This is a genomic window from Paenibacillus sp. S150 (assembly GCF_019352175.1).
Classification (GTDB): domain Bacteria; phylum Bacillota; class Bacilli; order Paenibacillales; family Paenibacillaceae; genus Paenibacillus_AQ.
On record NZ_JACBYI010000006.1, the window covers coordinates 47824 to 73668 of the forward strand.

Sequence of the window (25845 nt, forward strand, 5' to 3'; positions counted from 1 at the left end):
AACGCCTTGTTAAGAGGCCTGACCGGCACAGTAAGCACGCCGGATCCTTCGTACACCGTTACGGCTTGCCTCCGTAAGAGGGTTGTTTTGTTAAGCGAAGGCTGGAACATGCAAGTGATTGTTCTGTTTTGCTGCAAGGCTGCAGAGTGGGTATCTTAGGAACGGCTAAAGCGCTGGCTGGACCGGGATATCAACAAGAGTGGTACCGCGAAGGTGAACAGCCTGTCGTCTCTTGAATGAGACGGCAGGCTTTTTGGTGTGGATTTGCCGGGTGATGGCTTGGCTGGTAGGGGGAACAGGGGGTCGGCTGAGGTGCTGCGAAGGGGCGCCAGAAGGTCTATTGCACTTTCTACAGCAGATTTCCCTTAAATCCGCCGGAAAATTGAATCTACTGCACTCTGTACAGCAGAATCCAATTCACGGCAGAATAAAGAGAACTCTATCCTGAAATAACATTGTCGGAGTGAGGGCATTGTTATGGAAGCCTCGGATTTGGCGAAGCCCAGTTGAGGGCCTTCCCCGAAAATTTCATCGTCTGAAGCGCCGCGATAGAGCGGCATGGATGTCTATTGCAGATAGTGCAATCATCTAAAAATTCTTTATTTGAAAGGTCAGACGGCCTAAGCCAGAGCATTATGAATCTGGGGCTGGCAGCAGGCAGAAGCACTATAGTTTACGGTTTTCATAGAATACACGCAATGAACGGGAACAGTAGATGATGAAGGCGGACAGAGAGCTGCGGGGTGGTGCGACGCAGTCACCGGAGTCATTGAAGCTCGCCCGGGAGCGGAGCGGCGGAAAGTGCATGAGGTATGCCGCTACGGATGTCCCCGTTACAGGACCTTCATAGAATGCGGCTGACATTACTGCCTGGTGAAGCATTCTGTGGGGATAAGCTGGACGCGGCTTAACGCTTTGCTAATACAGAAGGCCATGCGTCAAAAAGAGTGGTACCGCGGAGGGGTGACCCGCCGTCTCTTTACCGGAGACGGCGGGTTTTTGCGTTGTTCAGGTGGTAGCCGGATGAGGCCCCATCCTGGAGAAGCATTCAGAGAGTGAAGACGGTCTGCATAACTTGCAGCCGGTCCACTCTCTACTTGCTGCCGGCAGCAGTGGGAGGGAATCGAGCAGGCCGCAAGTCGACGTGCGGCTCTGTGCAAGGAACATGGAGCAAAGGAACGGTAAGTAAGTGAAAGGCAGATGAGGATGTCAGAGAGTTACAGTATGCAGCTTGTGATTTCTTCATTAGGGAGTATTGGTTAAGCAAGTTTTGATAGTGTACGAGAAAGAGCCGTGAAGTTAAATACACATTTGCTTGTAGGAGGGTTTCCCATGATTATTCCGGTAAAGAAACGCATTCAGATTTTCGACACGACGCTGCGTGACGGCGAGCAGGCCCCCGGTGCGAGCCTGACTCCCGAACAAAAGATCATTCTGGCCCATAAGCTGGCCGAACTGGGCGTGGATGTGCTGGAGCCGGGGTTCCCCGTATCCAGTCCCGGTGATTTTGCCGCCGTGGAGGCGATCTCCCGCAAGGTGCAGGGCGTGGAAATCTGCGGCTTCGCCCGTGCGGTCAAAGGAGACATTGATGCTGCGGTCCGGGCGACCCGCGATGCGGAGCGGCGGCGGATTCATCTGTTCATCTCATCTTCCGATATTCACCTGCGCCACCAGCTGCGCAAGAGCCGGGCAGAGGTTGTGGCTGCCGCCCGCGAGATGACAGCGTATGCCCGCCAGTTCAGCGGGATTGTGGAGTTCACGGCCATGGATGCCGCGCGCACAGGAATCGATGATCTGATCGAAATGGTTGAGGCGGTCATTGAAGAAGGCGCGACGATTATCAATCTGCCGGATACGGTTGGCTACGCGCTTCCGCAGGAATACGGCGAGATGTTCCGCCGGGTCCGGCTCGGTGCCAGAGGCGGGGATACCGTGAGCTACAGCGCCCATTGCCACAATGATTTGGGGCTGGCTGTAGCGAACAGTCTGGCGGCGATTGCCGGCGGAGCTTCCCAGATTGAGGTTACGGTCAACGGTGTGGGCGAGCGCACCGGGAACTGTGCGCTGGAAGAGCTGGTTATGGCACTGGAGACCCGGTGCGATGCGCTTGGCGCAGAGACCGGCATTGTATTGGATAAGCTGTATGATGCTTCGCGGATTGTCAGCGGTGCGATGCATTTTCCGATTGCCTACAATAAGCCGGTCGTCGGCAGGAATGCCTTCCAGCATGAATCGGGGATTCATCAGGATGGGCTGCTCAAGGACCGCAGCACCTATGAGATTATGGACCCTGAGCGTCTGGGCATTCCGCGCAGCATGATTATCCTGGGCAAGCATTCCGGCCGGCATGCGCTGAAGGACCGTGCGGCGAAGTATGGCATTGCCCTGGATTCAGCGGAGCTGGACGCGCTGTATGAATCCTTCAAGGAGACGGCTGACCGCCAGAAGGCCGTCAGCGACGATGAGCTGCTGCGGATGGTCAGCAGCACGACCGGGCAGCAGGCGCAGGTCTACGGGCTGGGCGAGGTGCAGGTCCTGGCCGGCAGCGCGCCGCGCCGCGTAGCCGCCGTTACGGTGCGCCACTTGAGAAGCGGCGAGGAAACGTCGCATACCAGCACCGGCGACGGGCCGCTGGAAGCGATCATAGCGGCGATCGGGCAGGGAATCGCCGAGGAGATTTCTTTTGCCGGGCTTGAGCTGCATTCGCTGGGCAGCGGCGAGAATGCGCAGGCCGAGGCTGCGGTCATGGTGGAGTGGAAGGGGAATAAATTCAGGGGGACGGCCATCCATCAGGATATTGTTATGGCGGCGGGCATTGCTTATATTGCGGCCTGCAATTCGGCATTGCTCTCAGATTCTGCTGCAGCCTCCCGGTCTTTGCCGGCTGTATAGCGCGGAAATCGCCGGCCCGCCCCTGCTCAATATACTTGAAAAAAACCTGTGGGTTTTATGATTTGCAGGAGGAAGCGCAGGGGCGGCCGGGATTACTGCCGGGCAGGGAAGTAAAGTGGAATGGAGTGAATGAAGTGGAATTCGTAAGAATTAGTACACTTACACGGACGGAAAAGTCTTAAAGGAATCGCGGAAAAAGTCGGCTCCATCTAAAAATTAGCGGCCGGCATTAAGTGCGAACATAGCGGAGGGTCAGAGGAATTCCGGAGAAACGATAGTGTTCGCCTTTAAAGCCGTTTTCAACCAGTAATCTTATTCCACAGGAGACCGGGCTTTAGCAGCGGCCGGAAGAACCCTCTGAACCCGCAGCGGACTTCATTCACATCGTCAGCCGCTGATTTTGGTTTTGAGCCAAAAAGACAATTGAATGTATAGGAATGGAACCGGAGAACTGAACAAGCTGATGGAACGCAAGGATATTCATAGGAACGGAAGCGAAGTGTAAAAAGTAACACTAATGGGCTGGAATTCTGGCTTTAACGGGCTTTAGTGGGATTTTGTACACTTCATAGAGGCCCGCTCCCTCCATACGGCTGATTTCAGCCGGATTAGTTGTACTTTTTCCCACTAAGGATGATCCAGGATCCGAATGCGCTGCCTTAGTTGTACTTTTTCCCACTAGGGATGATCCAGGACCTGAATGTGCTGCCTTAGTTATCCTTTTTTTTACCACTAAAATGGCTGACCTTTTTATGAATGTGTTTCAAGTTCATCTTAAATTAGGCGTATTCCTCTGCAAGGGGGCGAAACGGGCCGGTTAGGGATCCTTTTTCCCGCTAAGAGACTGCGACGAAATAAAGTACCGCTAAATTGTTAACAAAACTCCCAAAACCGTGGAGATTTTGTCAACAAAAGCGGGTACTCATTTCCTCGCAGCTCCTAACGCAAGCAAAAAAGGAAAGTGGGGATTAAGTTTCCTTTTTCCACTTGGGCTTAGGCCGCCGGGTCTGAGCAGGAAGGTCTGGAGGGATGGGGAGGAAGAGCTTCAGCCGGCCGGGGAACCGGAGAGCCAGGGAACCGCAGCCGGCCTTACATCAGAAATTCCAAACGGCTACGCCGTCCATCCAAGGACGGATAGCCGTTTTTATTTTTGCGCTCTTATGGTTTGCCGCCGGCAGCAATTAACAGAACTCCGGAGAGTGGAGTGCGACGCATCACAATGCTGTACAATTTTGCAGCTAGAAATTGGGATGAAAACGTGTACATTTATTGGGGTGCCGATGATAAGATAATTTTGGGAGAAGAAAGTTGCAGTGGCGTAGCCCCTTTGCATAAGGCGTTTACGGTAATGCCTAGCTTTTGTCTCCACACCCGGACGGCAGGAAATGGCCAACTGAGCGTCCCGTTTGTAAGCGCAATCAAATTTTCTGTACCGGCAATAATCAGCTTTGAAGGAAGGGGAAGACATGGAACTTGATGCTAGAAGCAGCCAGCTGCTGCAGGAGGTGCTCACAAATTCCGGGATCAGGAACAAAGATCTGGAGCTGAAATACGGATTAAGCCGCAGACAGATCGAATACAGTCTCGGCAAGATCAATGATTGGCTTGAAGCCCGCTATCTGCCGCAGATCAAGCGGACCAGAACAGGACAATTCATGTTTCATAAAGCACTTCTGACAGCGTTGTCCATTGACCAGAATCAGCAGGCAGGCAGCGCGTACATCCTCTCTGAAGAAGAACGGACGAGTCTGATTATCCTGATGCTGTTAAGCAAGAGCGGGGATTTGTCACTGCTGCATTTCACGGAGGCGCTGGGAGTCAGCAAGAATACGATACTGAGTGACTTGAAGAATGCCCAGGTCCTTGCAGGCGCCTACAATCTGGCAGTGAAGTATTCCAGAGTTCTGGGATACTCGTTGGAGGGCAAGGAATTCAACAAACGCCAGGCGCTGATCAATATTGTGTACAGAACAATAGATATGTACAGCGGCGAGAGCTGGATCAGACAGCTGTCAGGTGCGGACAGCGGAGAGATATCGGCATTGCGCCGCAAGATCGAAGCCGTTGAAGGCAAGCTGAACCTCAAGTTCACGGATGAGAAAATTGAAGCTATGCCGTATATCCTCCTGCTGTCCTTGAGGCGGATACGGCAGGGGCAAATCGTCGAGGGCTTCCATATCCACTGCGATGAGCTTTCGGATACCAAGGAGTACCGGGCAGCGGAGGAGCTTCTGCATGACCTGCCCGGCATTCCCATGGAAGAGAGAATGTTCATTACTCTGCATTTGCTTACGACGAACGTCTCCTCGATGGCTTACCTGTCGGAGGACACATTGCCTGAGCTGACACAGGCTCTGGCTGAGATGCTCTCCCTGTTCGAACGGAGCGCGTGTGTGGCATTGCAGGATAAGGAGCAGCTGCTCAATAAAATTCTGCTGCATCTGAAGCCGGCCTATTACCGCATCAAGTACCAATTGACCATTGCCAATCCGCTGCAGGAAACCGTCGGCAAAGAATTCAAGGAGCTTCATCATCTGGTCAAGCAATCCAGCGTGCCCCTGCGCGAACTCATCGGCGTGGATATCCCGGAGAGCGAGACGACTTATCTGACGATGCTTATCGGAGGCTGGCTGTCGCGGCAGGGAGACAGCCTGCAGAAGAAGATCAAGGCGCTTGTCGTCTGTCCCAAGGGCGTATGCGTATCCAGGCTGCTGCAAAGCACCCTGCGGGAGCTGTTCCCGGAATTTGTCTTCTTCGATGCGCTTTCCGTGCGGGAATTCCACAGCTATGCGCTGGAGTATGATGCAGTTTTTTCCACAGTCTATCTGCCCACAGACAAGAAGCTGTTTCTGATTAAGCCTTTTCTGGAGAAGGAGGATAAATACAGGCTGCGCCAGCAGGTGATGAGGGACATGAGCGGCTACAGCCCCTCCGAATTCAGCATGGAGCTGATCATGGAGATCGTCGGAAAGCATGCGGTTATCGGGAATAGCCACAGCCTGCGCACGGAGCTTCAGGAGCATTTCAATCCGGGAGGCAAAGCAGCCGAAAAGCCAATGGCGGATGACCTCATGCCTGATTTAAGCGGGCTGCTGCTACCGGACACAATCCGGCTGGAGGAGCGTGCCGATTCCTGGGAGCATGCCATCCGCCTGGGTGCGGAGCCGCTGCTGCAGCGCGGTGCGGTTACAGGGGAGTATGTCGAGGCGATGATCGGCTCCTATGATCCGGAAGATCCCTACATTGTCATCGGCCCAGGTCTGGCAATTCCTCATGCCGATCCCCGTTATGGCGTCAATGAAGTATCGATGAGTCTGCTGCGTCTGGTGGAGCCTGTGAGCTATTCGGAGGAATATCCGGTCCAGGTCATTGTGATTATTGCGGCCAAGGACAAACACCAGCATCTGCGCTCCCTGATGCAGCTGATGAAGCTTGCCGGCAGCCCGGAGGATGTAAGAGCGGTGATTGAAGCTGATTCAGCGCTGCAGATTCATGAGATTGCGGTGAAATTTTCCAATGATTAAGAGAGAAGGTACGGCAAATGAACATGGATATGATGGATGAATCTTTCATTCTGATTGGTGTGGAAGGGGAATGCAGGGAGGATATACTGGCCCGGATGGCCGGGAATCTGGTGGAGCACGGGGTCGTGAAGGAGAGCTATGTTGCCGCGATTATTGAACGCGAACGGGCATATCCTACAGGTCTGCCGACCAAAGCCTGTTCCGTGGCCATTCCCCATACCGATATTGAGCATGTGAACCGGAAGGCCATTAGCATCGGAGTGCTGAAGCAGCCGGTTGACTTCGTCATTATGGGAGAAGAGGAGGAGACTACCCCTGTTGAACTGGTCTTCATGCTTGCCATGGATCAGAAGCACTCGCAGCTGAAGCTGCTTACCCGGCTGATGATGATCATTCAGAATGAGGAGCTGCTGACAGCGCTCAGCCAGGAAACCAGCCGCGCCAATATCAAGGAAATCATGAACGCCAAGCTTCAACCCGAAACCCAAGGAGGTTCATTATTATGATCAAAAAAACAATTCTTGTAGCCTGCGGCGCAGGCATCGCCACCTCGACTGTTGTAAATGAAGCGCTGAAGACTCTTTGCAAGGAAAATAAAATTGACGCCAATCTCATTCAGTGCAAAATTACCGAAGTCTCCTCGCTCGCCGACGGAGCGGATCTGCTGGTCAGCACCACGATCGCCAATAAGGAATATCCGTTTCCGGTGATCAACGCCAGAGCTTTTCTGACGGGAATCGGCATTGAGGAAGTGAAGCAAAGAATACTTGCCGAGCTGACCAAGTAATTCCTTTGCGGGAGTCGGTTACTGGACAGCAGGCAGCACAATCGTTAATCCATTAGGGGGAATCTCAATGCAAGGTATGGTTGACGCATTACGTTCATTTCTGGATCTCGGTCCCACCGTTATCCTGCCAGTTGCAATTTTCATTCTTGGCCTGATCTTTGGGCAAAAGCCGGGCAAGGCATTCCGCTCCGGGCTTACCATCGGCGTGGGATTTATCGGCATCTCGCTTGTTGTGGATCTGCTGGTTAACAACCTCGGTCCCGCAGCGAACAGAATGGTGGAACGCTTCGGTGTTCAGCTTAACGTTATCGACGTAGGCTGGCCAGGCTCGGCTTCCATTTCCTGGGCCTCGCCGATTGCAGCTTTCATTATTCCGCTTGGCCTTTTGATCAATGTAATCATGCTGGTGACCAAAACCACCAAGACCATGAATGTTGACATTTGGAATTTCTGGCATTTTACCTTTACCGGAGCCTGTGTTTATGCTCTGACCCAGAGTCTTGTGCTCGGTCTGATCGCTGCCGTTATCTTTCAGATTGCCGTGCTCAAAATTGCTGACTGGACGGCGCCGATGCTGGAGAATTATTTTGATCTTCCGGGGATTTCCGTACCGACGGGCAGTACCGTTTCCTATGCCATATTGGGTATTCCGCTGGTCAAGCTGGTGCAGAAGATTCCCGGAATCAACAAGCTGCATGCTGATCCGGAGAGTATTCAAAAGCGTTTCGGCGTATTTGGCGAGCCGATCTTCATGGGACTTATTCTCGGAATCGGGCTGGGTGCCCTCGCAGGCTACAATGTGGGTGAGGTCATCAAGGTGGGCATGTCGATGGGCGGCGTGATGTTCCTGATGCCCCGTATGGTCAAAATCCTCATGGAAGGCCTGATGCCGGTATCCGAATCCGCCCGGGACTTCCTGAGACGCAAGTTCGGCGCAGAGAATGTCTATATCGGTCTGGACGCGGCGGTTGCCATCGGCCATCCATCCGTAATCGCTACCGCGCTGATTCTCGTACCGATTACGGTTGCGCTTGCCGTATTTCTGCCGGGAAACAAGGTGCTGCCGTTCGTCGATCTCGCAACAATTCCGTTTATCGTGGCGTTCATTGTCGGCGCGGCCAAGGGAAACATTATTCATTCGGTCATAGTAGGAACGATTGTTATCGCCCTGTCGCTGTACATGGCGACCGACCTTGCTCCGCTGCATACACAAATGGCCATTGACGCGCACTTCAATATGCCGGAGGGAACCGCACAAATTTCCAGCATCGACCAGGGCGGCAACCTGATCAACTACGTGATCTATAAAGTTTTCGCTTTGTTTAATTAAAGAAAAAATCAAAAGACAAATAAGCCTATATTAAGATTTTAAAAAAAATAGGCCAGCCCGAAAAAATATGCTTAAAATTCAATGGATATCCGCAAAAAGATCAATCCACCATTCTTAGTATACTCATTTTTACCATGCAGTACCAGTCAAGCCAATAAAAAAAGTGGAGGGAACCTGCTATGAAAGCATTAGTAAAGAAAGAAGCCGGATATGGACACATGGAGGTAATGGACGTCGAGGAGCCGGAAATCGGACCCGATCAGGTGAAGATTGAAGTTAAATATGCCGGAGTTTGCGGGACGGACCTGCATACCTATGAAGGCAGATACAAGGTGAAGGCACCGGTGACGCTGGGCCATGAATTCTCAGGCGAGGTGGTGGCAGTCGGAGACCATGTGACGAATGTGCAGGTAGGCGACCGGGTGACGTCAGAGACGACATTCTACATCTGCGGCTCATGCGAGTACTGCAAATCCGGACATTACAATCTTTGCAGCACACGCAAAGGCCTCGGCACCCAGCAAAACGGAGGATTTGCCAAATATGTCGTCGCCCGCAAGGAAAGTGTTCACCGGCTGCCGCACAATGTGGATTATCTGTCCGCTGCGCTCACTGAGCCGCTGGCCTGTGCGCATCATGCCGTCTCGAAAGCGGCAGTGAAGCGGGGCGAAGTGGCCGTGGTGCTCGGTCCGGGTCCGATTGGGCTGCTGACTGCGCAGATTGCCAAAAGCCGCGGAGCGACGGTGGTCATTACGGGACTTGAGAAGGACAAAATCCGTCTCGACAAGGCACTGGAGCTGGGGATTGATTATGTCATTAACATTCAATCCGAAGATGTGAAGAAGCTTGTGGACAGTCTTACGGAGGAATACGGGGCCGATGTTGTGCTGGAATGCACAGGAGCTGTGCCTGCCGTGACCATGGGCCTGGATTTGCTGGCCAAGAAGGGCCGCTATGTGCAGGTGGGCATCTTTGGAACGGCGGAAATCCCTGTGGATTTTGAAAAGATCATTCAGAAGGAAATCAAGGTTATTGGCTGCCGCAGCCAAAATCCGTTTGATTGGGGGCCTTCCCTGCAGCTGATGAATGATCAGAAGGTCAATGCGGAAGCGCTGGTTACCCACCGCTTTGATCTCTCGCAGTGGGAGCAGGCGTTCAAGCTGATGAAGAACGGGGAAGCGATCAAGGTGGTACTTACACCGCTTCAATAATTTTCGCCAAAGGTGCTGAAGGAACGGAGAGGGAGATCCTCAGGGCAGGCAGGGCTCGGCACGAGCTTTGCAATGCAGCTTATAGAAGGGATAAGCGCAGCCTGTTATTGCTGATGCATACATTTATGAGAAATAAGGTGAGCATATGGTTCAGAGCTTTTTCGATTATTCTCTGGGGCCGCACGGGAGATTTCTCGGCGAGCTTTTGCTCAAATACCAGTTCCCGGTCAATTGCGCCATTTTTGCCTTTGTTTTTTATACCATTGTCCGCAAGCTGAATACCCGTAAGAAAGAGAAGGTGGATAAGCATGATTAAGCTGGCTCCATCCATACTGGCGGCTGACTTTTCCTCGCTGGGGAGTGAAATTGAAGCCATTGACCATTCCGGCGCCGATCTTGTCCATATCGATGTCATGGATGGGCAATTCGTACCGAATCTGACTCTGGGACCCGATATGATCCAAGCTATCCGGCCGTACACGAAGCTCTGCTTCGATGTGCACCTGATGATTGCGGAGCCGCAGCGCTTTATCGGCAGGTTCGCTGCCGCGGGTGCGGATATTCTCACGGTGCAGGCAGAGGCCTGCACCCACCTGCACCGTACGGTGCAGGAGATCAAAGCCGCCGGTCTCAAGGCCGGAGTAGCTCTAAATCCGGCAACCCCGCTCACAGCGCTCGAATGCATTCTGGAGGAGGCCGATCTGGTGCTGCTGATGAGCGTCAATCCCGGCTTCGGAGGGCAGAGCTTCATCCCTTCGGCAATGGGCAAAATCAAGGCGCTGCGCGGAATGCTGGACAGGGTGGGGCGGCAGATCGACCTTGAGGTGGACGGGGGAATCAAGCTGTCCAATGTCCGGGAGGTTGTGCAGGCAGGGGCCAATGTGGTTGTAGCCGGCTCTGCGCTGTTCAAGAGCGGCGGGCTGCGGGACAATGTGGAGCGTTTCCGTACTGAGATGGGGAACTGCAGAGTTCCCGGTCAGGAGCAGGCCAATGGAGGCGCTTGAGAAAATCATCGGCAAGCCGTTCCGCTGCACCTGCGGGCGGCTTCATGAAGTGCCGATCCGCAGCCTGTCGCTGGATGCGGATATGGAGGCTGTGGCGGAAGCCTGCCTGATGGATTTCCGGGGCAGTCATGTGCTGATTGTATCAGACCGCACAACCCATGGGCTGTACGGCCGTGAACTGGCCGGGCTGCTGGGCCGCAGAGGCTTTACGGCCGACAGCTGCCTGTACACCGAGGCGAAGGCGCTGCCGGACGAACGCTCGCTCGGGAAGCTGCTGATGTCCTCGGCGGGAAAGCCGGGCGGGCTGGTTGCCGTCGGTTCGGGCACAATCACGGATCTGACGCGGCTGGCTGCTGCTCTCCGGCATGGCCATTGCCATGGCAGGCGATTCGCGGCCTGCTTCCGGGGCCGAGCATCTGCTGGCCCATTATCTGGAGAGCGAGTTTCTCCGCGAGGGCAGAGAACCGCTCGCCCACGGCATCGCGGTTGCGGTGGGAACCTTATGTGCGGGCCTCTTCTATGAGGCCGTGCTCTGCAGCAGGGAGTGGACGGATATGGGACGGAGTGTTTCTGTCCGCGAAGCTCTGGCTTCCCGGCGTCCAGCCCCGGCGTCCAGCCCCGGAGGCCATCTGCGGCTGGCTGGCGGCAATTGGGCTATCCTCATCGCCGGCCGATTACGGCATTGGCCGTGAGCTGCTGCATGGGGCGCTGCTGAAGTCGCGTTTCAGCAGACAGCGGTATACGGTTTTCTCGTACGCGGCAGAGCTTGGCATCCTGGAGCAGGCGGCGGAGAAGGTGCTGAATACGTTATACCCGGTGTGAGAGGAAGCCATTGTGCATCACAATGATGCACAATGGCGGGGTAATAAATTGGGATGAAAACGTGTACATTTATGAATATCAAAATGATACTATGAAAATGAGGGGAGGGGGAGGCAAGCGAATGAAGGTTATAATCGGCAACGACCATGGCGGAATCTTTTTGAAGGAAGAGATTTTGCTGGTCCTGGGAGAGCTGGATTGGGAGGTTGAGGATATTGGCTGCCATTCTTGTGAGCCAGTGGATTATCCCGACTATGCCGTGCAAGCCGCACGCAAGGTAGCGGCGGGCGAAGCTGACCGCGGCATCCTGATCTGCGGCACAGGCATTGGCATGTCCATCGCCGCGAACAAGGTGGCAGGTATCCGCTGCGCCCTGATTCATGATCTGTTCAGTGCAAAAGCAACCCGGGAGCATAATGACAGCAACATTCTGGCGATGGGCGAACGGGTCATCGGCCCGGGACTGGCAGGAGAGATTGTGCGGGTCTGGCTGGAGACAGAGTTCACCGGCGGACGGCACCGGCAGCGCATCGACAAGATAGCGGAGGTCGAGCATTCTGCAACACAGCTGTAAAGAAGAGAGGGAGAGAGCATATGAATACATCGCCTGTTAAAAGCGGTGAGATCAAGGAATTGGCTGCAAGCGCTTTGCGCATCTTGTCCATCAATGCCATGGGAAGAGCCGGTTCCGGCCATCCTGCACTGCAGTTCATGGCGCTGGCATCGTCAAGCGGAAGGGCGGGAGAATAACGATGATTATGGAAACCTTTGTAGTTACGGAAGAGTCAGGGCTTCACGCCCGTCCGGCGTCGGTGCTGGTTCAGACGGCCAGTAAGTTCAAGGCGGAAATCCGTATTGAGTATGACGGCAGGAGCGTTAATCTGAAATCGATTGTCGGTGTAATGTCACTGGGAGTTCCCCAAGGCCATTCCTTCACCATTCGCAGCTCCGGCGAAGACGAGGAAGAAGCGATCGCCAAGCTCAGCAGTGTCATTATCGGCGGGGGGCTTGCACAATGACATTGCGAAAGCTGCAAGGAATCGGCGCATCCACCGGAATTGCTATCGCCAGGGCGCACCGCCTTGCATCGGCGGAGCCGGTGATTGAGAAAGCCAGCAAGCCCGGTACTGAAGAGGAACTGGCCCGGTTCGCTGCGGCCGTGCATCTGGCGGGTATTCAGGTTCGGGAACTGATGGCGCTTACGGCGGAGAAGCTGGGGGAAGCGGAGGCAAAAATCTTCGAGGCGCATCTTCTGGTGCTGGACGATCCGGAACTGCTCGGTTCGGTACGGGAGCTGATCGTTGCCCAAGGTGCAACTGCGGAATATGCGCTGCGCGAGGTGGCTAGGGAGATTACGGCATCCTTCGAAGCGCTTAACACGGAGTATCTGCGGGAGCGGGCCGGAGATATCCGCGATGTGACACAGCGGATAATGGCCGTGCTGTCGGGAGCGGTGACCGGGAGCCAGCCTATAGAACAAGCGGTCATTATTGTTGCCCATGACCTCACACCCTCGGATACAGTCCAACTTAACCGTGAATATGTGAAAGGTTTCACTACTGAGATGGGCGGAATCACCTCCCATTCGGCAATTATGGCCCGCTCGATGGAGATTCCAGCCGTGGTTGGCATGGCGGATGCACTGCAGGAGGTCCGTCATAACGACCTGCTTATTCTGGACGGGGAGGCCGGGGAGCTGCTGGTCAATCCGCCCGCCGGGATAGTCGCCGAATATGAAGCGAAGCTGCTGGAGGCGGAGCGCCGCAAGGAGAATAGAGCCCTGCTTGCGGCGCAGCCGACGATTTCCCTCGACGGGCACCGGATTGAGCTGGCAGGCAATATCGGCAGCCCTGGGGATGTGGCGGCTGTGCTTCGGCACGGAGGAGAAGGAATCGGCTTGTTCCGTACAGAGTTTCTATACATGGGCAGGGAGGAGCTTCCTTCCGAAGAAGAGCAGTTCATGGCTTACCGGAGCGTGCTCGAGCAGATGGAGGGCAAACCGGTCGTTGTCCGTACAATTGATGTCGGCGGCGACAAGGAGCTGCCTTGCCTGGAGCTGCCGAAGGAGGACAATCCCTTCCTGGGTTTCCGGGCCATCCGGCTTTGCCTGGAAACGCCGGAGCAGGTGCTGTTCCGCACTCAACTGCGGGCGCTGCTGCGGGCAGGCGTCTACGGAAACCTGAAGATCATGTTCCCGATGATCGCCACACTGGAGGAATTGCGCAGGGCGAAAAGCATTCTGGCGGAGGAGAAGCTGAAGCTGGAACAGGCCGGTATCCCCGCCGGGACCCCTATATCCGTCGGGATGATGGTGGAGATACCCGCAGCGGCTGTAATGGCTGATCTGTTCGCACCGGAGGTGGACTTCTTCAGCATCGGCACCAATGACCTGATCCAGTACACAATGGCTGCCGACCGGATGAATTCCCGGGTTTCCTATTTGTATCAGCCTTACAATCCGGCAGTGCTCCGGCTGATTAAGCAGGTGATCGACGCTGCACACCGTCAGGGAAAATGGGCGGGCATGTGCGGCGAGATGGCCGGGAGCCTGGCGGCAATTCCACTGCTGCTTGGCCTGGGACTGGATGAGTTCAGCATGAGCGCCCCTTCTATCCTGGCTGCGAGAGACAGCATCCGGCAGCTGTCGCATAAGGAGATGGAGGAGCTGGCCCGCCGGGCGCTGTCCCTTGGAAGCGCGGAGGAAGTGAAGGCCCTGCTGGAGCAGGCAGACGGCTGGTCTGCGGGTCTGCAAGCTGCAGCCCCGCAGGTGCCATAAGTCTAAAGCTTCGGCAAGATGGCAATTCCGCAGCTTTGCAAGACCGTTTCAGGATTCTCCGATTTGCCTGTTTTCCACGGATCAATGTGGATGAACAGGTCTTTTTTTGTTGAAAAAGGCAGAAACAGAAACCGGCAGCATCTTTTGTCAAGCTGTGGACAACGTTATCCACATATTCTGTCCGAGTTGTGTAAAAACCGTGTAAAATCAGCAATAACAGCATTTTTTTTAAGCCGGAAAATAGAGCTTTACTAAGATGCGGTTTCTTGTGAGAATTGTGGATAATGTGGATAGTTCGGTGGATAAAAAGTCCTTGACAAGGAAAAACGCGATTTTACGCATAAAAAAAGGCCATATGGGCCTTTTTAAGCAGTGAGTTATACACGAAAACTGTGGATGGGGCTGTGGATAACTATTTATGAACAAATCGGAAACAGTTAAAAAATATTTGTTTAACGTATTTACATTATTCGTCAGCAAGGTTTTCCCATTCGCTAAATAAATTTCCAAGCTGTTCTTTTTTGAGCTTCAAATCGCCTTCATGCTCCTGAAGTGCCATATAATCCTGAAAAACCTCGGGTTTGGTCATTTCAATCTCAATTCTGGCGATCGCCTCCTCAAGCCCGGCAATATTCTCTTCTAGTTCGGAAATCCGCCGCTGGCGGTTGCGCTCCTCGCGTTTGGCCTGCTTCTCAGCTTCGTAGGAAAGGGCAGTGCCTTTATCTGCGGTGAAAGCTCCGCTGCCGGCGGTTTTGGCACCCTTGGCAGAGGCAAGCTCGGCTTCCTCCAGGGCAATGGCCTCGAGCTCCTGCTTCTTCTCAATATAGTCGTCGTAATTGCCCAGATATTGATCGATTCCGCCAGGGTGCAGCTCCAGCACACGTTCCGCCATTTTGTTCAGGAAATAACGGTCATGGGAGATGAAGAGCAGGGTCCCTTCAAAATCAATCAGCGCCGATTCCAACACCTCGCGGCTCACCAGATCCAGATGGTTGGTAGGCTCATCGAGAATCAGCATGTTTGCGCCGCGCAGCATGAGCTTGGACAGCGCGACCCGCGCTTTTTCACCGCCGCTGAGCGCGGCAACCTTCTTCAGGACATCCTCGCCGCTGAAGAGGAAATTCCCCAGAATGGTACGGATGCGCGCTTCCTCCAGCATCGGGTATTCGCTCCACAGCTCCTCCAGCACGGTATTGCGCGGATTCAGCCGGGTCTGTTCCTGATCGTAGTAAGCGATTTTCACTTTGGTTCCCCAGTTCACGGTTCCTGCTGAAGGCTCCCGGGTGCCGGTCAAGCATTGCAGCAGAGTGGACTTGCCGATCCCGTTCGGGCCGATCAGGGCTGCTGTCTCTCCCCGGCGCAGTTCAAAGGAGGCGTTCCGGAACAGCGGCGCCGCCTCTTCACTGAACGCTACTGCTACATTCTGCACCTGCAGCACCTCCTTGCCTGACATGAAATCCGGCTCGAAGGAGAAGCTGGCCTTCTTCATATCACCCAAGGGTCTGTCAATGCGTTCCAGCTTGTCCAGCGTCTTGCGCCGGCTCTGCGCCCGTTTGGTGGTGGAGGCGCGTACGATATTTCGCTGCACGAATTCCTCCATCCGCGATATCTCGTCCTGCTGTTTCTCATACTGCTTCAGACGGATCTCATATTCAGCCGCCTTCAGATCCATATAACGGCTGTAATTGCCTGTGTAACGCCGGGACCGGTGGCGTTCAATCTCTACTATTGCAGTCACCAGCCGGTCGAGAAAATAACGGTCATGGGAGACGACCAGAATGCCTCCGGCATAGCTGCGCAGATAATCCTCCAGCCAGGTGAGCGTTTCGATGTCGAGATGGTTGGTCGGTTCATCCAGCATCAGCAGATCCGGAGCCTGCAGCAGAATCCGGGCCAGAGCCAGCCGGGTTTTCTGGCCGCCGCTGAGCGTGGCAATCGGCGTGTCCGGAGGGAACCCGCCGAAGCCCATGCCGTGCAGGACGCTGCGTATCCGCGTGTTCATCTCATAGCCGCCATGGTCCTTGAACCAATCTGAGCGTATGGCATAGCGTTCCAGAAGCTCTTCATAACGCTTGGAGTCATCCGCCAGCCTGGGATCGGCGATGTCCGCCTCCAGCTGCCGCAGCTCCGCTTCCGCTTCGATCAGCGGGGCGAATACGGCCAGCATTTCCTCTTGAATGGTCTTGTCCGACTGCAGTCCGCTGTTCTGGGCCAGGTAACCAATGGTGGTTTCCCTGGATTTATGAATTTGCCCGCTGTCAAAGGACATTTCGCCTGCGAGAATCTGCAGGAAGGTAGACTTGCCGGCTCCGTTGACGCCGACCAGACCTACCCGTTCCTTCTCGTTCACCTGCAGGCTGATGCCGTCCAGCACGCTTTGTATTCCATATGATTTTGTAATTCCTGTCGCTTGAAGAAGCATACCGATGAAACCTCCGCCCTTGCATATTTCACCAAGGCGGTTACCGCCCTGGCTGTCCAAAAAGCCTTATTCTATAGTGTACATGAAAAGCGTTTGCTGCGCGAGGGGAACGTCGGCTTTGCAATGGAGGCTCAGCCCGGACAAAAGAATCCTTAACCGGATGCGCAGCAACGCTGAAGGGGGGGCCAGGTCATAAGGGTTCCTCTAACAATGTATCCGGTACAACCTTGGCGAACCAGTGAGAAGAGTGGTAAACTGAGCTTACAAACTATGATAAGCTAGGATATAACGTGGGAGGAGGCTGCTGACGGGTGACAGGCGACAATGTGTCCCTCGCCGGATTCAAGCGGGAACTTCGCGCAGAGAGGACAGCCGTCCGTGACGGGCTTACTGCAGTGCAGCGGGACTCGATGTCCGCTCAGGTGTGCGGCCATGCACAGCGGTGGCTGCAAAGGGAAGCGGCGGCATCGCTTCTGGCCTATGTTCCTTTCCGCTCCGAGCTGGACTGCCGTCCGCTGATTACAGCAGCCTGGGCACACGGCCGCGAAGTGCTGCTGCCCCGGGTCATTGCGGCAACCGGCAGGATGAGCCTTCATGCAGTAGGCTCCTGGGAAGAGCTTGCGCCAGGAGCCTATGGTATCCTGGAGCCTTTGGCCCGCCGGGGAGATGTGCAGGAGCCGGAAACGCTCCGGCTTCCGGATGTGGTTTTTGTGCCGGGTCTGGCCTTTGACCTGCAGGGCGGGCGGCTCGGCTACGGGAGAGGCTATTATGACCGTTTGCGGGCTTCCTGGGAGCAGGAAGCCAGATTTGCCCTGAAGCCTCCGGTCTGGATCGGACTGGCCTTCAGCCAGCAATTGGTTCCTGAGGTGCCGATGGATGACCATGACGGCTATATGGACATGCTGATTACGGAAGAGGGTCTATTTCAGTGCCGGAAGGAGAATAAACCATGGAGTTAAGCCATTTCAATGAGCAGGGCAGGGCACGCATGGTGGATGTGAGCGCCAAGGAGATCACCAAGCGGACCGCTGCCGCACGCAGCAGCGTGGAAATGGCCCCGGGAACGCTCGCGGCAATCAAGGCGGGAAGAATCGGCAAGGGCGATGTGCTTGCCGTTGCCCAGGTTGCCGGAATTATGGCAGCCAAAAAAACTGCGGACTGGATTCCGATGTGCCATCCGCTCCCGCTTACCGGCATTGATATCCGCTTTTGGGATAACAGCGAAGACCGGCTATATATAGAAGCAACGGTCAAGACGACCGGAATGACCGGGGTGGAGATGGAGGCACTGACCGCCGTTTCGGCAGCAGCGCTTACCGTATATGATATGTGCAAGGCGCTGCAAAAGGATATGATTATCGGCCCTACGCTGCTGGTGCAGAAGAGCGGAGGGAAATCCGGAGATTACGCGCTGGAGGAATCAGAACAGCAAGATACGGGTGAAGGCGCTGATTAAAGGCTGCTTAACTGCGGCCGTATATACATAGAATAGCGAGAAGGAGGGACAACCTATGGCGTGGAAAACAGCAATCCTGACGGCCAGCGATAAAGGGGCCAGAGGCGAACGGGAAGACACGAGCGCCCAGGTTATTCGGGAGCTGGTGGAAGAGGAGCTTGGCGGCGAGATCGTTGAATACCGGATCGTGCCGGACGAACAGGATGAGATTATTGCCGCACTGATTGAATTGACGGATTATTTCCAGGCGGATTTGGTGCTGACTACCGGCGGCACTGATCTTGCGATTCGTGATGTTACGCCGGAGGCGACCCGCCGCGTCATTGAGCGGGAGGTGCCCGGCCTCTCTGAAGCCATGCGCAGTACAGTAATGCAGAAGAACCGCGCGGTCATGCTGTTCCGGGGAATTTGCGGCATCCGCGGCAGAACGCTGATCGTGAATCTGCCCGGCACACCCAAGGGAGTGCATGAGAATCTGGCGGCGATCATGGATCAGCTGCCGGAAGCACTGCTCATGGTAACCGGACAATACCGGCAGTAAACTCTCCTGTTCCGGCCATGTCACCTGGAATCGTCAAGGATCGCTGATGGATGTGTGACATAAGTTATGGTATTATTAATTTATTGTTGGCGATATCATGAACGGACAGAGTGACAAGGAGGGATAACACATGCTAAGTGGTATTGGTACTCCCGGGATTATTTTACTGGTCATCCTGGCATTGCTGCTCTTTGGCCCCAATAAGCTTCCTGAACTGGGCCGTGCTGTCGGCCGTACATTCCGTGAATTCAAGGACGGTGCGCGAGAAATTATCAGCGAGCCGGAGTCTGTGAAGAAGAGCGAGGCTCCGGCTCCGGCGGCCCCGCAGACGATGGCAGCGGATCTTCCGCAGGACAGACGTCTGCCGGAATAATATCATCTTTTCAAGCGGAGGGGTTCTCCCAGTGCTGTTTCAGGCTGGGCGGCGCCCCTTTTTTGAAATTTGTCCTGTGCAGTCTTCACTGCTGCATTCCTGGTTCATACATAAGTCATCGGGTGGTGTCAGTCATGTCTCTGGAAGCGGAAGAAATGTCAGTGGTCGATCATCTTACCGAGCTGCGCAGACGGATTATCTATGTGCTGATTGTCTTTATGGCCGGTCTGATCGCAGGCCTGTTCGTCGCCAAGCCGATCTATCTCTATCTGATTGAAGCCGACCAGGCGCAAGGCTTTGTGCTGCATGCGTTCTCTTTCTGGGACGGCATAGGAATGTATATGAAAATTGCCATGGCTGTATCGCTGGCGGTGTCCGTCCCGTTCATTGTTTATCAGCTGTGGGCCTTCATCAGCCCGGGACTGCGGCCGGCGGAGCGGAGCGCAGCTCTGCGTTACGTGCCTTATGTGTTCGTCCTCTTTATTTGCGGCATTGCATTTGCCTATTATATTGTCTTCCCCATGGCGCTGTCGTTCACTATTTCGATTACCCGCAGCATGGGGCTGGAAGAGACCTACGGCATTGCGCAGTACTTCAGCTTCATGTTCAGCCTGGTCATTCCGCTGGCGCTGCTCTTCGAGCTCCCGTTGATCGTCATGTTCCTGACCAAGCTGAGAATTCTCAATCCGCTGCGCCTGCGCAAAATGCGGCGGTATGCTTATTTTGCACTCGTCTTTATCGCCGTAGCCATCACGCCGCCGGATTTCATCTCGGACTTTCTGGTCACGATTCCTCTTCTGATCCTGTACGAATTCAGCGTGCTCCTGTCCGCATTCGTCTACCGTAAGCAGCTTGCCCTGGATCAGGAGCTGGAGGCGCGTTATGTCAGGAAAGCGGAGTCCCGGTAAGGAATCCAGACAAGAAGCCGGAGGGCATATTTCGCCCTTCGGTGGATAGAATGTAAGTGTGCATGGACCGGACAAGCCCGAAATCCATATTTTTCTCCAAAAGCGAGATGATTTTACGTAAAAGACTTGAAATCCGTCTTCAAGTTGAGTATCATAAAAATTGTTGTTAGCACTACAGAGTGTTGAGTGCTAACAGTGCTGGAAAATGAGGAAATCGCCGGTATCCGCCTGTGCTGAGGACCCTGTTTTTCATCACTGCCGTTGAAGCGTCCAGCTTCACCGGTCCCATTTCTGTTTTTAAGGTAAACAACATATTTCAAAGGAGGCTATTTTTTCATGATCAAACCACTAGGTGAACGCGTATTGGTAGAACCAAGCGAGCAAGAGCAAACCACTTCTTTCGGGATTGTGCTTCCGGACTCCTCCAAAGAGAAGCCGCAGGAAGGCAGAATTATCGCTGTAGGCGGCGGTGCCCTGAAAGATGGAGTACGTGTGCCGCTGGAAGTTAAAGAAGGCGACCGTGTGCTGTTCTCGAAATATGCCGGAACTGAAATTAAATACGAAGGCAAAGAATATCTGATTATGAAAGAAAGCGATATTCACGCGATTCTTGACTAGTCGGATAGGCCTGTCATAAAGCGATACCCGAACATACTTATTGTTGATAACACCAATTGGCTGATGCTTTCGAAGCAAGCTTTGCACGAAGCATAAGCCGGAGAATTACCGTTCACAAAACTTTTAGGAGGTTAACAACACAATGGCAAAAGAAATTAAATTCAGTGAAGACGCCCGCCGCGCAATGCTGCGCGGGGTTGATGCTTTGGCAAATGCTGTAAAAGTTACACTCGGACCTAAAGGCCGCAACGTGGTGCTGGAGAAGAAATTCGGCAGCCCGCTGATCACCAACGACGGTGTTACGATCGCCAAGGAAATCGAGCTTGAAGATGCATTCGAGAACATGGGCGCACAGCTCGTAAAAGAAGTTGCCACCAAGACTAACGATGTAGCCGGTGACGGTACTACAACTGCAACGGTTCTGGCTCAGGCAATGATCCGCGAGGGTCTGAAGAATGTAACTGCCGGAGCGAACCCGATGGTGATCCGCAAAGGGATCGACAAAGCGGTTAAAGCTGCTGTTGCTGAATTGCAGAAGATCGCTAAGCCAATCGAGGATTCCCAAGCCATCGCCCAAGTGGCGGCAATCTCCGCTGCTGACGACGAAGTGGGCAAGCTGATTGCTGAAGCTATGGAAAAGGTGGGCAAAGACGGCGTTATCACCGTTGAAGAATCCCGCGGCTTCCTGACCGAGCTTGAAGTGGTAGAAGGCATGCAGTTCGACCGCGGCTACATTTCCCCGTACATGATCACCGATACGGACAAAATGGAAGCTGTTCTGGAGAACCCGTACATCCTCATCACCGACAAAAAGATCAGCAGCACACAGGAAATTCTGCCGTTGCTCGAAAAGATCGTTCAACAGGCGCGCCCGCTGGTGATCATCGCTGAAGATATCGAAGGCGAAGCTCAGGCAATGCTGATCGTGAACAAGCTGCGCGGAACCTTCAATGCTGTTGCTGTTAAAGCCCCTGGCTTCGGCGACCGCCGTGAAGCTATGCTGCAGGATATCGCTGCCCTGACAGGCGGCCAAGTGATCACTGAGAAGCTCGGTCTTGATCTGAAGAGCACTTCCGTGGAACAACTGGGTAATGCCCGTCAAGTACGCGTAACCAAAGAAAACACTACGATCGTAGACGGCAGCGGCGACAAAGCGGACATCAATGCACGCGTAAGCCAAATCCGTTCCCAGCTGGAAGAAACCACTTCCGAGTTCGACAAAGAAAAACTGCAGGAGCGTCTGGCTAAGCTTGCCGGCGGCGTAGCCGTTGTCAAGGTAGGCGCTGCAACTGAAACCGAATTGAAAGAACGCAAGCTGCGCATCGAGGATGCCCTGAATGCAACCCGCGCTGCGGTTGAAGAAGGTATCGTATCCGGCGGGGGTACAGCTCTTGTGAACGTATATAACGCTGTTGCTGCTGTAGATGTAACCGGCGACGAAAAAACCGGCGTGAACATCGTATTGCGCGCTCTGGAAGAACCAGTTCGCACCATCGCTGCCAACGCAGGTCAAGAAGGCTCCGTTATCGTGGACCGTCTCAAAAAAGAAGTTATCGGCATCGGCTACAACGCGGCTACCGATGAGTGGGTGAACATGTTCGAAGCAGGGATCGTTGACCCTGCCAAGGTAACCCGCTACGCGCTGCAGAACGCAGCATCCGTGGCTGCCATGTTCCTGACTACCGAAGCAGTGATCGCTGACAAGCCAGAGCCTGAAAAAGGCGGCGGCGTGCCTGACATGGGTGGAATGGGCGGCATGGGCGGCATGATGTAACAATTTTTAGAAAACCCTTGAAGGGCCTGGTATTACGGGCCTTTCAAGGGTTTTTTTAAGTTAAGAATGTATATGTTTCACGCTATACATTAGCCTTATCCTTCCCGCTGAAACGGATACCGTCCTTATAAGGACGGCGAAGCCGTTTCCACTTGTTGTCTGGGATATTATGAATTTCTTTTGCTTAGGGGGCTAACCGAAACCGCGAGGGCAGGGAAGCAGAGTAAATTGAAGCAAATTCCCCTGAAAAGGGGATGTGGGGAGTGATGGACTACGGCGGCATCATGGGGGAATAATCCCCAGGAAGCGTTAAGATAGCCGGTAGCCGGTCCGGGAAAGGCTCGAGTTTAGGGCATACATAAAATAACCCGCCGGGCTTATATGTGCCTGACGGGTCCTTTTTAGTCTTTTTTTCTCATCAGAGCTGCTCGGCGGTTTTTTTCCATACATTGGTCAAAATCCGGTACAGCCGCCCCCTTTTCATGCAAGGCTAGTGCCTGTAGCCGGTTCGTTCATGCCGGTTTCGCGCTGTTCCGGCTCATACCGGCTGCACAACGTCATCCGCGTCTGTTGAATATGCCAACTCTTTCTGTGCTTCCAGTGCAGCCAGCCGCTCCAGCAGCGCTTCGCGGATGGTGTGGTAAGCATCGCTGCCGAGCGCCATGCGCAGCGGGCCGCCTCCCGCATCGACACGTTCGATGATGCGCTGCGCCATTTTCTCCGGATCGCCGACGACAACCCGGTTGAAGGCTTCCGGGGTGTCCATGCCGGGTAATTCGCCTTTCATCATGCGGGTGAATTGTCCTGCTTCCTGTTCGTGATACACCTCCATCGGCTGGCCGTAGACGGCGTTGCCGCCGAGGAAATTCGTACGTATACCGCCTGGTTCGACCAGTGTGGTCCGGATGCCAAAAGGCTCCGCTTTGTATTTGATGAGCTCTCCGATGCCAACCTTCAGAAGCTTGCACAGTCTGTTCAGCGTCTCCATATCCACGCGTTTCGATGTATCGTGATACAAGCCGGACACCGTATTAATCGCAAGTCCGGTCTCCGCTGCAAGCCCTCTGCCGGTCTTGTTCTGCCGGTCCATAATCTCTTTGACATGGCTGAGGATCACGGACAAGCCTTCTTTTCCGGAAGTATACAGCAGTAAAATAAATGTATCAACTATATAGATTGAACTTGTAATTTTTCTATTTAGGATTGGCCGTGACTCCAGAGAATGCTTGGACTTCCCGCCGCTGCCCGTCTGCAGATTTCTTGATGTATAGTTCGCGGTGGAAATCCGCAGACAAAGGCAGACGCTCCGCTCCTGCAGTCTCCAAATTCCCTTCCGCCGCTTTTTCGCCAGCCGTAATTAGTGGTAAAAAGGACCCCTAAAGTAGTGCATTCGGATACTGGATCATCCTTAGTGGGAAAAAGTACAACTAATTCGGCTGAAATCAGGTGTATGGGGGGAGATGGCCTCCAATAAGTGTACAAAATCCCACTAAAGCCTGTTAAATCCGGAATTCCAGCCCATTAGTGTTACTTTTTCCACTTCACTTCCGTTCCCTATGAACCTCCTTGCGTTCCATCCGCTTGTTCAGGTTCTCCGGTTCAATTCATATAGCTCATACATGCATCAACTGTCTGATACGATATGGAGGTGCTGAGGTTGACGGGGAGGGTATGAAGATTTAACATTTACAGAAGTAAGTATTAACTGCGGAAGCTGAATAAAATAAAGAGGCTTTTCTTTAAAATTATAGAAGGAAAGGAAGATCGGCATGACCTACTCACAAATTTCGAACAATTCAGGAAATGCCTCCGATATTCTCTATCTGGAGCAGCAGATCCAAGCCGTCAAGGCAGAGATTGCACGCGCCGGAGCTGCGGGCCGGAAGGAAGCGGCGGAGCAGGCGGGCAACAAGCTCGCCGAACTGGAAGCGAAGCTTGACGAGCTTGTGGATTAGGCAGAAGCACGGGCTATCCTGAAATAAGAAAATAATCCATCTGAATCAGGCAATTGTCTATTGTCCTTTCTCTCCCGGTTCTGTAGGCTTATCGTTGCAGAGTCTTGAAATTCTATGGCAGGGGCGATAAGAATGAGCGGATTATTGGAAGCTTTGCCGCGCAAGCTAACGATTACGATGTGGGATTTCTCCTGGTATACAATGACCCTGCCGGGGGAGCCTTATCATGATCTGGCGGCAAGGTTCAGGGAAGCGGTGGAACGGGGCTACAATACGATCCGGATTTGTGCGATGCCTTATATGCTGTTTACCGAGCAAGGGAAGAGGCAGGGACTGCTGAAATTGGGGAATTTGGGAGAAGTAGGACAGCGTACGCGATGGTACAACTGCAAAGGGGGAGCAGAGCTTGACGGACATGCCCGTTTGCTCGAGCTGTTCCGTCAGGCGCAGGCGCATGGCTGCTATATTATCCTGTCCTCCTGGGAGTATCAGCAAAGTCCAAGCTTTCTGGCCCAGCCGGAGCTGCGCGACGGGCTTGCAGCGATTCCGCCGGAGGCTCGGTTCATGGCTATTGCCGGATCGATGCATCAATTGATCGGGTTTGTGAAGGAGCACGGCTATGCCGGGCAGATTGCCTATGCCGAATTGCACAATGAAGTGGAATTTGGACAGCTGACTGCGGTGGCTGTGGAACAAGGCATCCCTGAAACCGCTACGCCGAGGGTTGTAGAAGCCATGCAGCCTTATATTGAGGAAGCCATAGCCTTTCTCCGCGGACAGCATCCGGATGTGCTGATCAGCGCCAGCTATACGCTGAATGAGGCTTATCCGAAAGCTTATGCTGCTCAAAATATGCAGGTGGCCCATTTTCATCTTTACGTTAAAGGGATGATTGATGAGCTTATGGACCTGGCGGGGTTAAGCGATGAAACACTCGATTTTCCCAACCGGTTCGTGAAGTCCCTGCTCAGGCCGGAAGCGCCTTCATTTGAGCAGTGGAATCTGCCTCCCGGGCAGGAATGGCGGATGGAGGGCAATCCGGTGGGCATGAAGCTTATCTATTTGCATGACTGGGCTGATACGGAGAAATGGGACTTGTTTTTGTATGAGCGTTACGGCGCCCATAAGCTGGCTATGCTGCAAAAAGTGGATGCAAGGTTCGAAGAGGTTGAAGACTGGGCGCGCCACACGAACCTTCCCATCGTTATTGGAGAGGGCTATTTAGGCTATACTCCGCTGTACGCCAATTTCGAAGAGGGTCCGGTTGGCAAATTCATTGCCGAATATGCGCTGCGCAAAGGCATGTCGCTGGGTTTTTGGGGAATGATCCTATGCTCGAACTGCGCTCCGCATCATCCCTTCTGGGCGGACATTGCCTGGCAGCGCAAATGGAATCAATTTATTCTTGAATCGGATTAGCTGTTATTTGACTTCCTGAAAGAAGGTGTGCCG

General features: G+C 53.9%; 25 protein-coding genes and 1 other annotated feature. Of the genes, 23 read left to right on the forward strand and 2 right to left on the reverse strand.

The annotated features are described in order from the left end of the window. Window positions 1-689: 689 nt before the first annotated feature. Window positions 690-982 (forward strand) — a binding site (T-box leader). Window positions 983-1332: 350 nt separating this feature from the next. The 14 genes from HYD27_RS08480 to ptsP all read left to right on the forward strand — a co-directional run bounded on the left by HYD27_RS08480 (window position 1333) and on the right by ptsP (window position 14346). After that, window positions 1333-2892 (forward strand): 2-isopropylmalate synthase, encoded by a 1560-nt coding sequence (locus HYD27_RS08480; RefSeq protein WP_219213630.1) that lies wholly within the window; start codon window positions 1333-1335, stop codon window positions 2890-2892. Between the two features lie 1466 nt (window positions 2893-4358). Next, window positions 4359-6416: a BglG family transcription antiterminator gene (locus HYD27_RS08485; RefSeq protein WP_219213632.1), complete on the forward strand. Its 2058-nt coding sequence runs from the start codon at window positions 4359-4361 to the stop codon at window positions 6414-6416. 17 nt (window positions 6417-6433) lie between these two features. Beyond that, window positions 6434-6922, forward strand: coding sequence for a PTS sugar transporter subunit IIA (locus HYD27_RS08490; RefSeq protein ID WP_219213633.1), 489 nt, complete (start codon window positions 6434-6436; stop codon window positions 6920-6922). Further along, window positions 6919-7203, forward strand: coding sequence for a PTS sugar transporter subunit IIB (locus tag HYD27_RS08495; protein WP_219213635.1), 285 nt, complete (start codon window positions 6919-6921; stop codon window positions 7201-7203). Before HYD27_RS08490 ends, HYD27_RS08495 begins: the two co-directional genes overlap by 4 nt. Window positions 7204-7270: 67 nt before the next feature. Further along, window positions 7271-8533, forward strand: a complete 1263-nt coding sequence (locus HYD27_RS08500; RefSeq protein ID WP_219213638.1) for a PTS galactitol transporter subunit IIC — start codon at window positions 7271-7273, stop codon at window positions 8531-8533. Window positions 8534-8712: 179 nt separating this feature from the next. Continuing rightward, window positions 8713-9744, forward strand: a complete 1032-nt coding sequence (locus HYD27_RS08505; RefSeq protein WP_219213639.1) for a zinc-binding dehydrogenase — start codon at window positions 8713-8715, stop codon at window positions 9742-9744. Window positions 9745-9889: 145 nt separating this feature from the next. After that, entirely contained in the window at window positions 9890-10060 is a 171-nt protein-coding gene (locus tag HYD27_RS08510; RefSeq protein WP_219213641.1) for a hypothetical protein, read from the forward strand. Beyond that, window positions 10053-10748, forward strand: coding sequence for a ribulose-phosphate 3-epimerase (gene rpe / locus HYD27_RS08515; RefSeq protein ID WP_219213643.1), 696 nt, complete (start codon window positions 10053-10055; stop codon window positions 10746-10748). Before HYD27_RS08510 ends, rpe begins: the two co-directional genes overlap by 8 nt. Beyond that, a complete protein-coding gene (locus HYD27_RS33065; protein ID WP_483874573.1) occupies window positions 10735-11271 on the forward strand; it encodes an iron-containing alcohol dehydrogenase in 537 nt (178 codons plus the stop codon). Before rpe ends, HYD27_RS33065 begins: the two co-directional genes overlap by 14 nt. Beyond that, window positions 11268-11570: a hypothetical protein gene (locus HYD27_RS31970; protein WP_228745060.1), complete on the forward strand. Its 303-nt coding sequence runs from the start codon at window positions 11268-11270 to the stop codon at window positions 11568-11570. The genes HYD27_RS33065 and HYD27_RS31970 overlap by 4 nt, the downstream gene beginning before the upstream one ends. 121 nt (window positions 11571-11691) lie before the next feature. After that, window positions 11692-12144 carry a ribose 5-phosphate isomerase B gene (gene rpiB, locus HYD27_RS08525; RefSeq protein ID WP_219213647.1) on the forward strand — a complete coding sequence of 151 codons (453 nt, stop codon included), beginning with the start codon at window positions 11692-11694 and terminating at the stop codon, window positions 12142-12144. Between the two features lie 20 nt (window positions 12145-12164). Then, complete coding sequence (locus HYD27_RS08530) at window positions 12165-12320, forward strand: hypothetical protein (RefSeq protein ID WP_219213648.1); 156 nt, start codon at window positions 12165-12167, stop codon at window positions 12318-12320. 2 nt (window positions 12321-12322) lie between these two features. Beyond that, window positions 12323-12589, forward strand: a complete 267-nt coding sequence (locus HYD27_RS08535; protein WP_219213650.1) for a phosphocarrier protein HPr — start codon at window positions 12323-12325, stop codon at window positions 12587-12589. Beyond that, window positions 12586-14346: a phosphoenolpyruvate--protein phosphotransferase gene (ptsP, locus tag HYD27_RS08540; protein ID WP_219213653.1), complete on the forward strand. Its 1761-nt coding sequence runs from the start codon at window positions 12586-12588 to the stop codon at window positions 14344-14346. The genes HYD27_RS08535 and ptsP overlap by 4 nt, the downstream gene beginning before the upstream one ends. A 466-nt stretch (window positions 14347-14812) precedes the next feature. Here ptsP and HYD27_RS08545 read toward each other — a convergent pair whose 3' ends face one another. Next, window positions 14813-16768, reverse strand: a complete 1956-nt coding sequence (locus HYD27_RS08545; RefSeq protein ID WP_219213656.1) for an ABC-F family ATP-binding cassette domain-containing protein — start codon at window positions 16766-16768, stop codon at window positions 14813-14815. Between the two features lie 311 nt (window positions 16769-17079). On the opposite strand from HYD27_RS08545, the gene HYD27_RS08550 reads away from it, so the two are divergent. From HYD27_RS08550 to groL, 7 genes are all read left to right on the forward strand, one after another. Further along, window positions 17080-17727 carry a 5-formyltetrahydrofolate cyclo-ligase gene (locus HYD27_RS08550; protein ID WP_219213659.1) on the forward strand — a complete coding sequence of 216 codons (648 nt, stop codon included), beginning with the start codon at window positions 17080-17082 and terminating at the stop codon, window positions 17725-17727. Then, on the forward strand, window positions 17718-18224 hold the full coding sequence (gene moaC / locus HYD27_RS08555) for a cyclic pyranopterin monophosphate synthase MoaC (protein ID WP_219213662.1): 507 nt from the start codon (window positions 17718-17720) through the stop codon (window positions 18222-18224). Before HYD27_RS08550 ends, moaC begins: the two co-directional genes overlap by 10 nt. A gap of 55 nt (window positions 18225-18279) precedes the next feature. Further along, window positions 18280-18765, forward strand: a complete 486-nt coding sequence (locus HYD27_RS08560) for a MogA/MoaB family molybdenum cofactor biosynthesis protein (RefSeq protein WP_020429419.1) — start codon at window positions 18280-18282, stop codon at window positions 18763-18765. A gap of 130 nt (window positions 18766-18895) precedes the next feature. Then, complete coding sequence (tatA, locus tag HYD27_RS08565; RefSeq protein WP_219213665.1) at window positions 18896-19138, forward strand: twin-arginine translocase TatA/TatE family subunit; 243 nt, start codon at window positions 18896-18898, stop codon at window positions 19136-19138. 134 nt (window positions 19139-19272) lie between these two features. Further along, window positions 19273-20046, forward strand: a complete 774-nt coding sequence (gene tatC, locus HYD27_RS08570) for a twin-arginine translocase subunit TatC (RefSeq protein ID WP_219213668.1) — start codon at window positions 19273-19275, stop codon at window positions 20044-20046. A 336-nt stretch (window positions 20047-20382) separates the two neighbouring features. After that, window positions 20383-20664 carry a co-chaperone GroES gene (gene groES, locus HYD27_RS08575; protein ID WP_219213671.1) on the forward strand — a complete coding sequence of 94 codons (282 nt, stop codon included), beginning with the start codon at window positions 20383-20385 and terminating at the stop codon, window positions 20662-20664. Between the two features lie 142 nt (window positions 20665-20806). Beyond that, the gene (gene groL, locus HYD27_RS08580; RefSeq protein WP_219213674.1) at window positions 20807-22438 is read left to right on the forward strand and encodes a chaperonin GroEL; all 1632 of its coding nucleotides are present in this window, start codon (window positions 20807-20809) and stop codon (window positions 22436-22438) included. Window positions 22439-22976: 538 nt separating this feature from the next. Here the strand turns inward: groL and HYD27_RS08585 are convergent. Continuing rightward, on the reverse strand, window positions 22977-23555 hold the full coding sequence (locus HYD27_RS08585; RefSeq protein ID WP_219213676.1) for a helix-turn-helix domain-containing protein: 579 nt from the start codon (window positions 23553-23555) through the stop codon (window positions 22977-22979). 652 nt (window positions 23556-24207) lie between these two features. On the opposite strand from HYD27_RS08585, the gene HYD27_RS08590 reads away from it, so the two are divergent. Continuing rightward, entirely contained in the window at window positions 24208-24393 is a 186-nt protein-coding gene (locus HYD27_RS08590) for a hypothetical protein (protein WP_219213679.1), read from the forward strand. A gap of 132 nt (window positions 24394-24525) precedes the next feature. Beyond that, window positions 24526-25812 (forward strand): cellulase-like family protein, encoded by a 1287-nt coding sequence (locus HYD27_RS08595; RefSeq protein WP_219213682.1) that lies wholly within the window; start codon window positions 24526-24528, stop codon window positions 25810-25812. The last annotated feature ends 33 nt before the right edge of the window (window positions 25813-25845 follow it).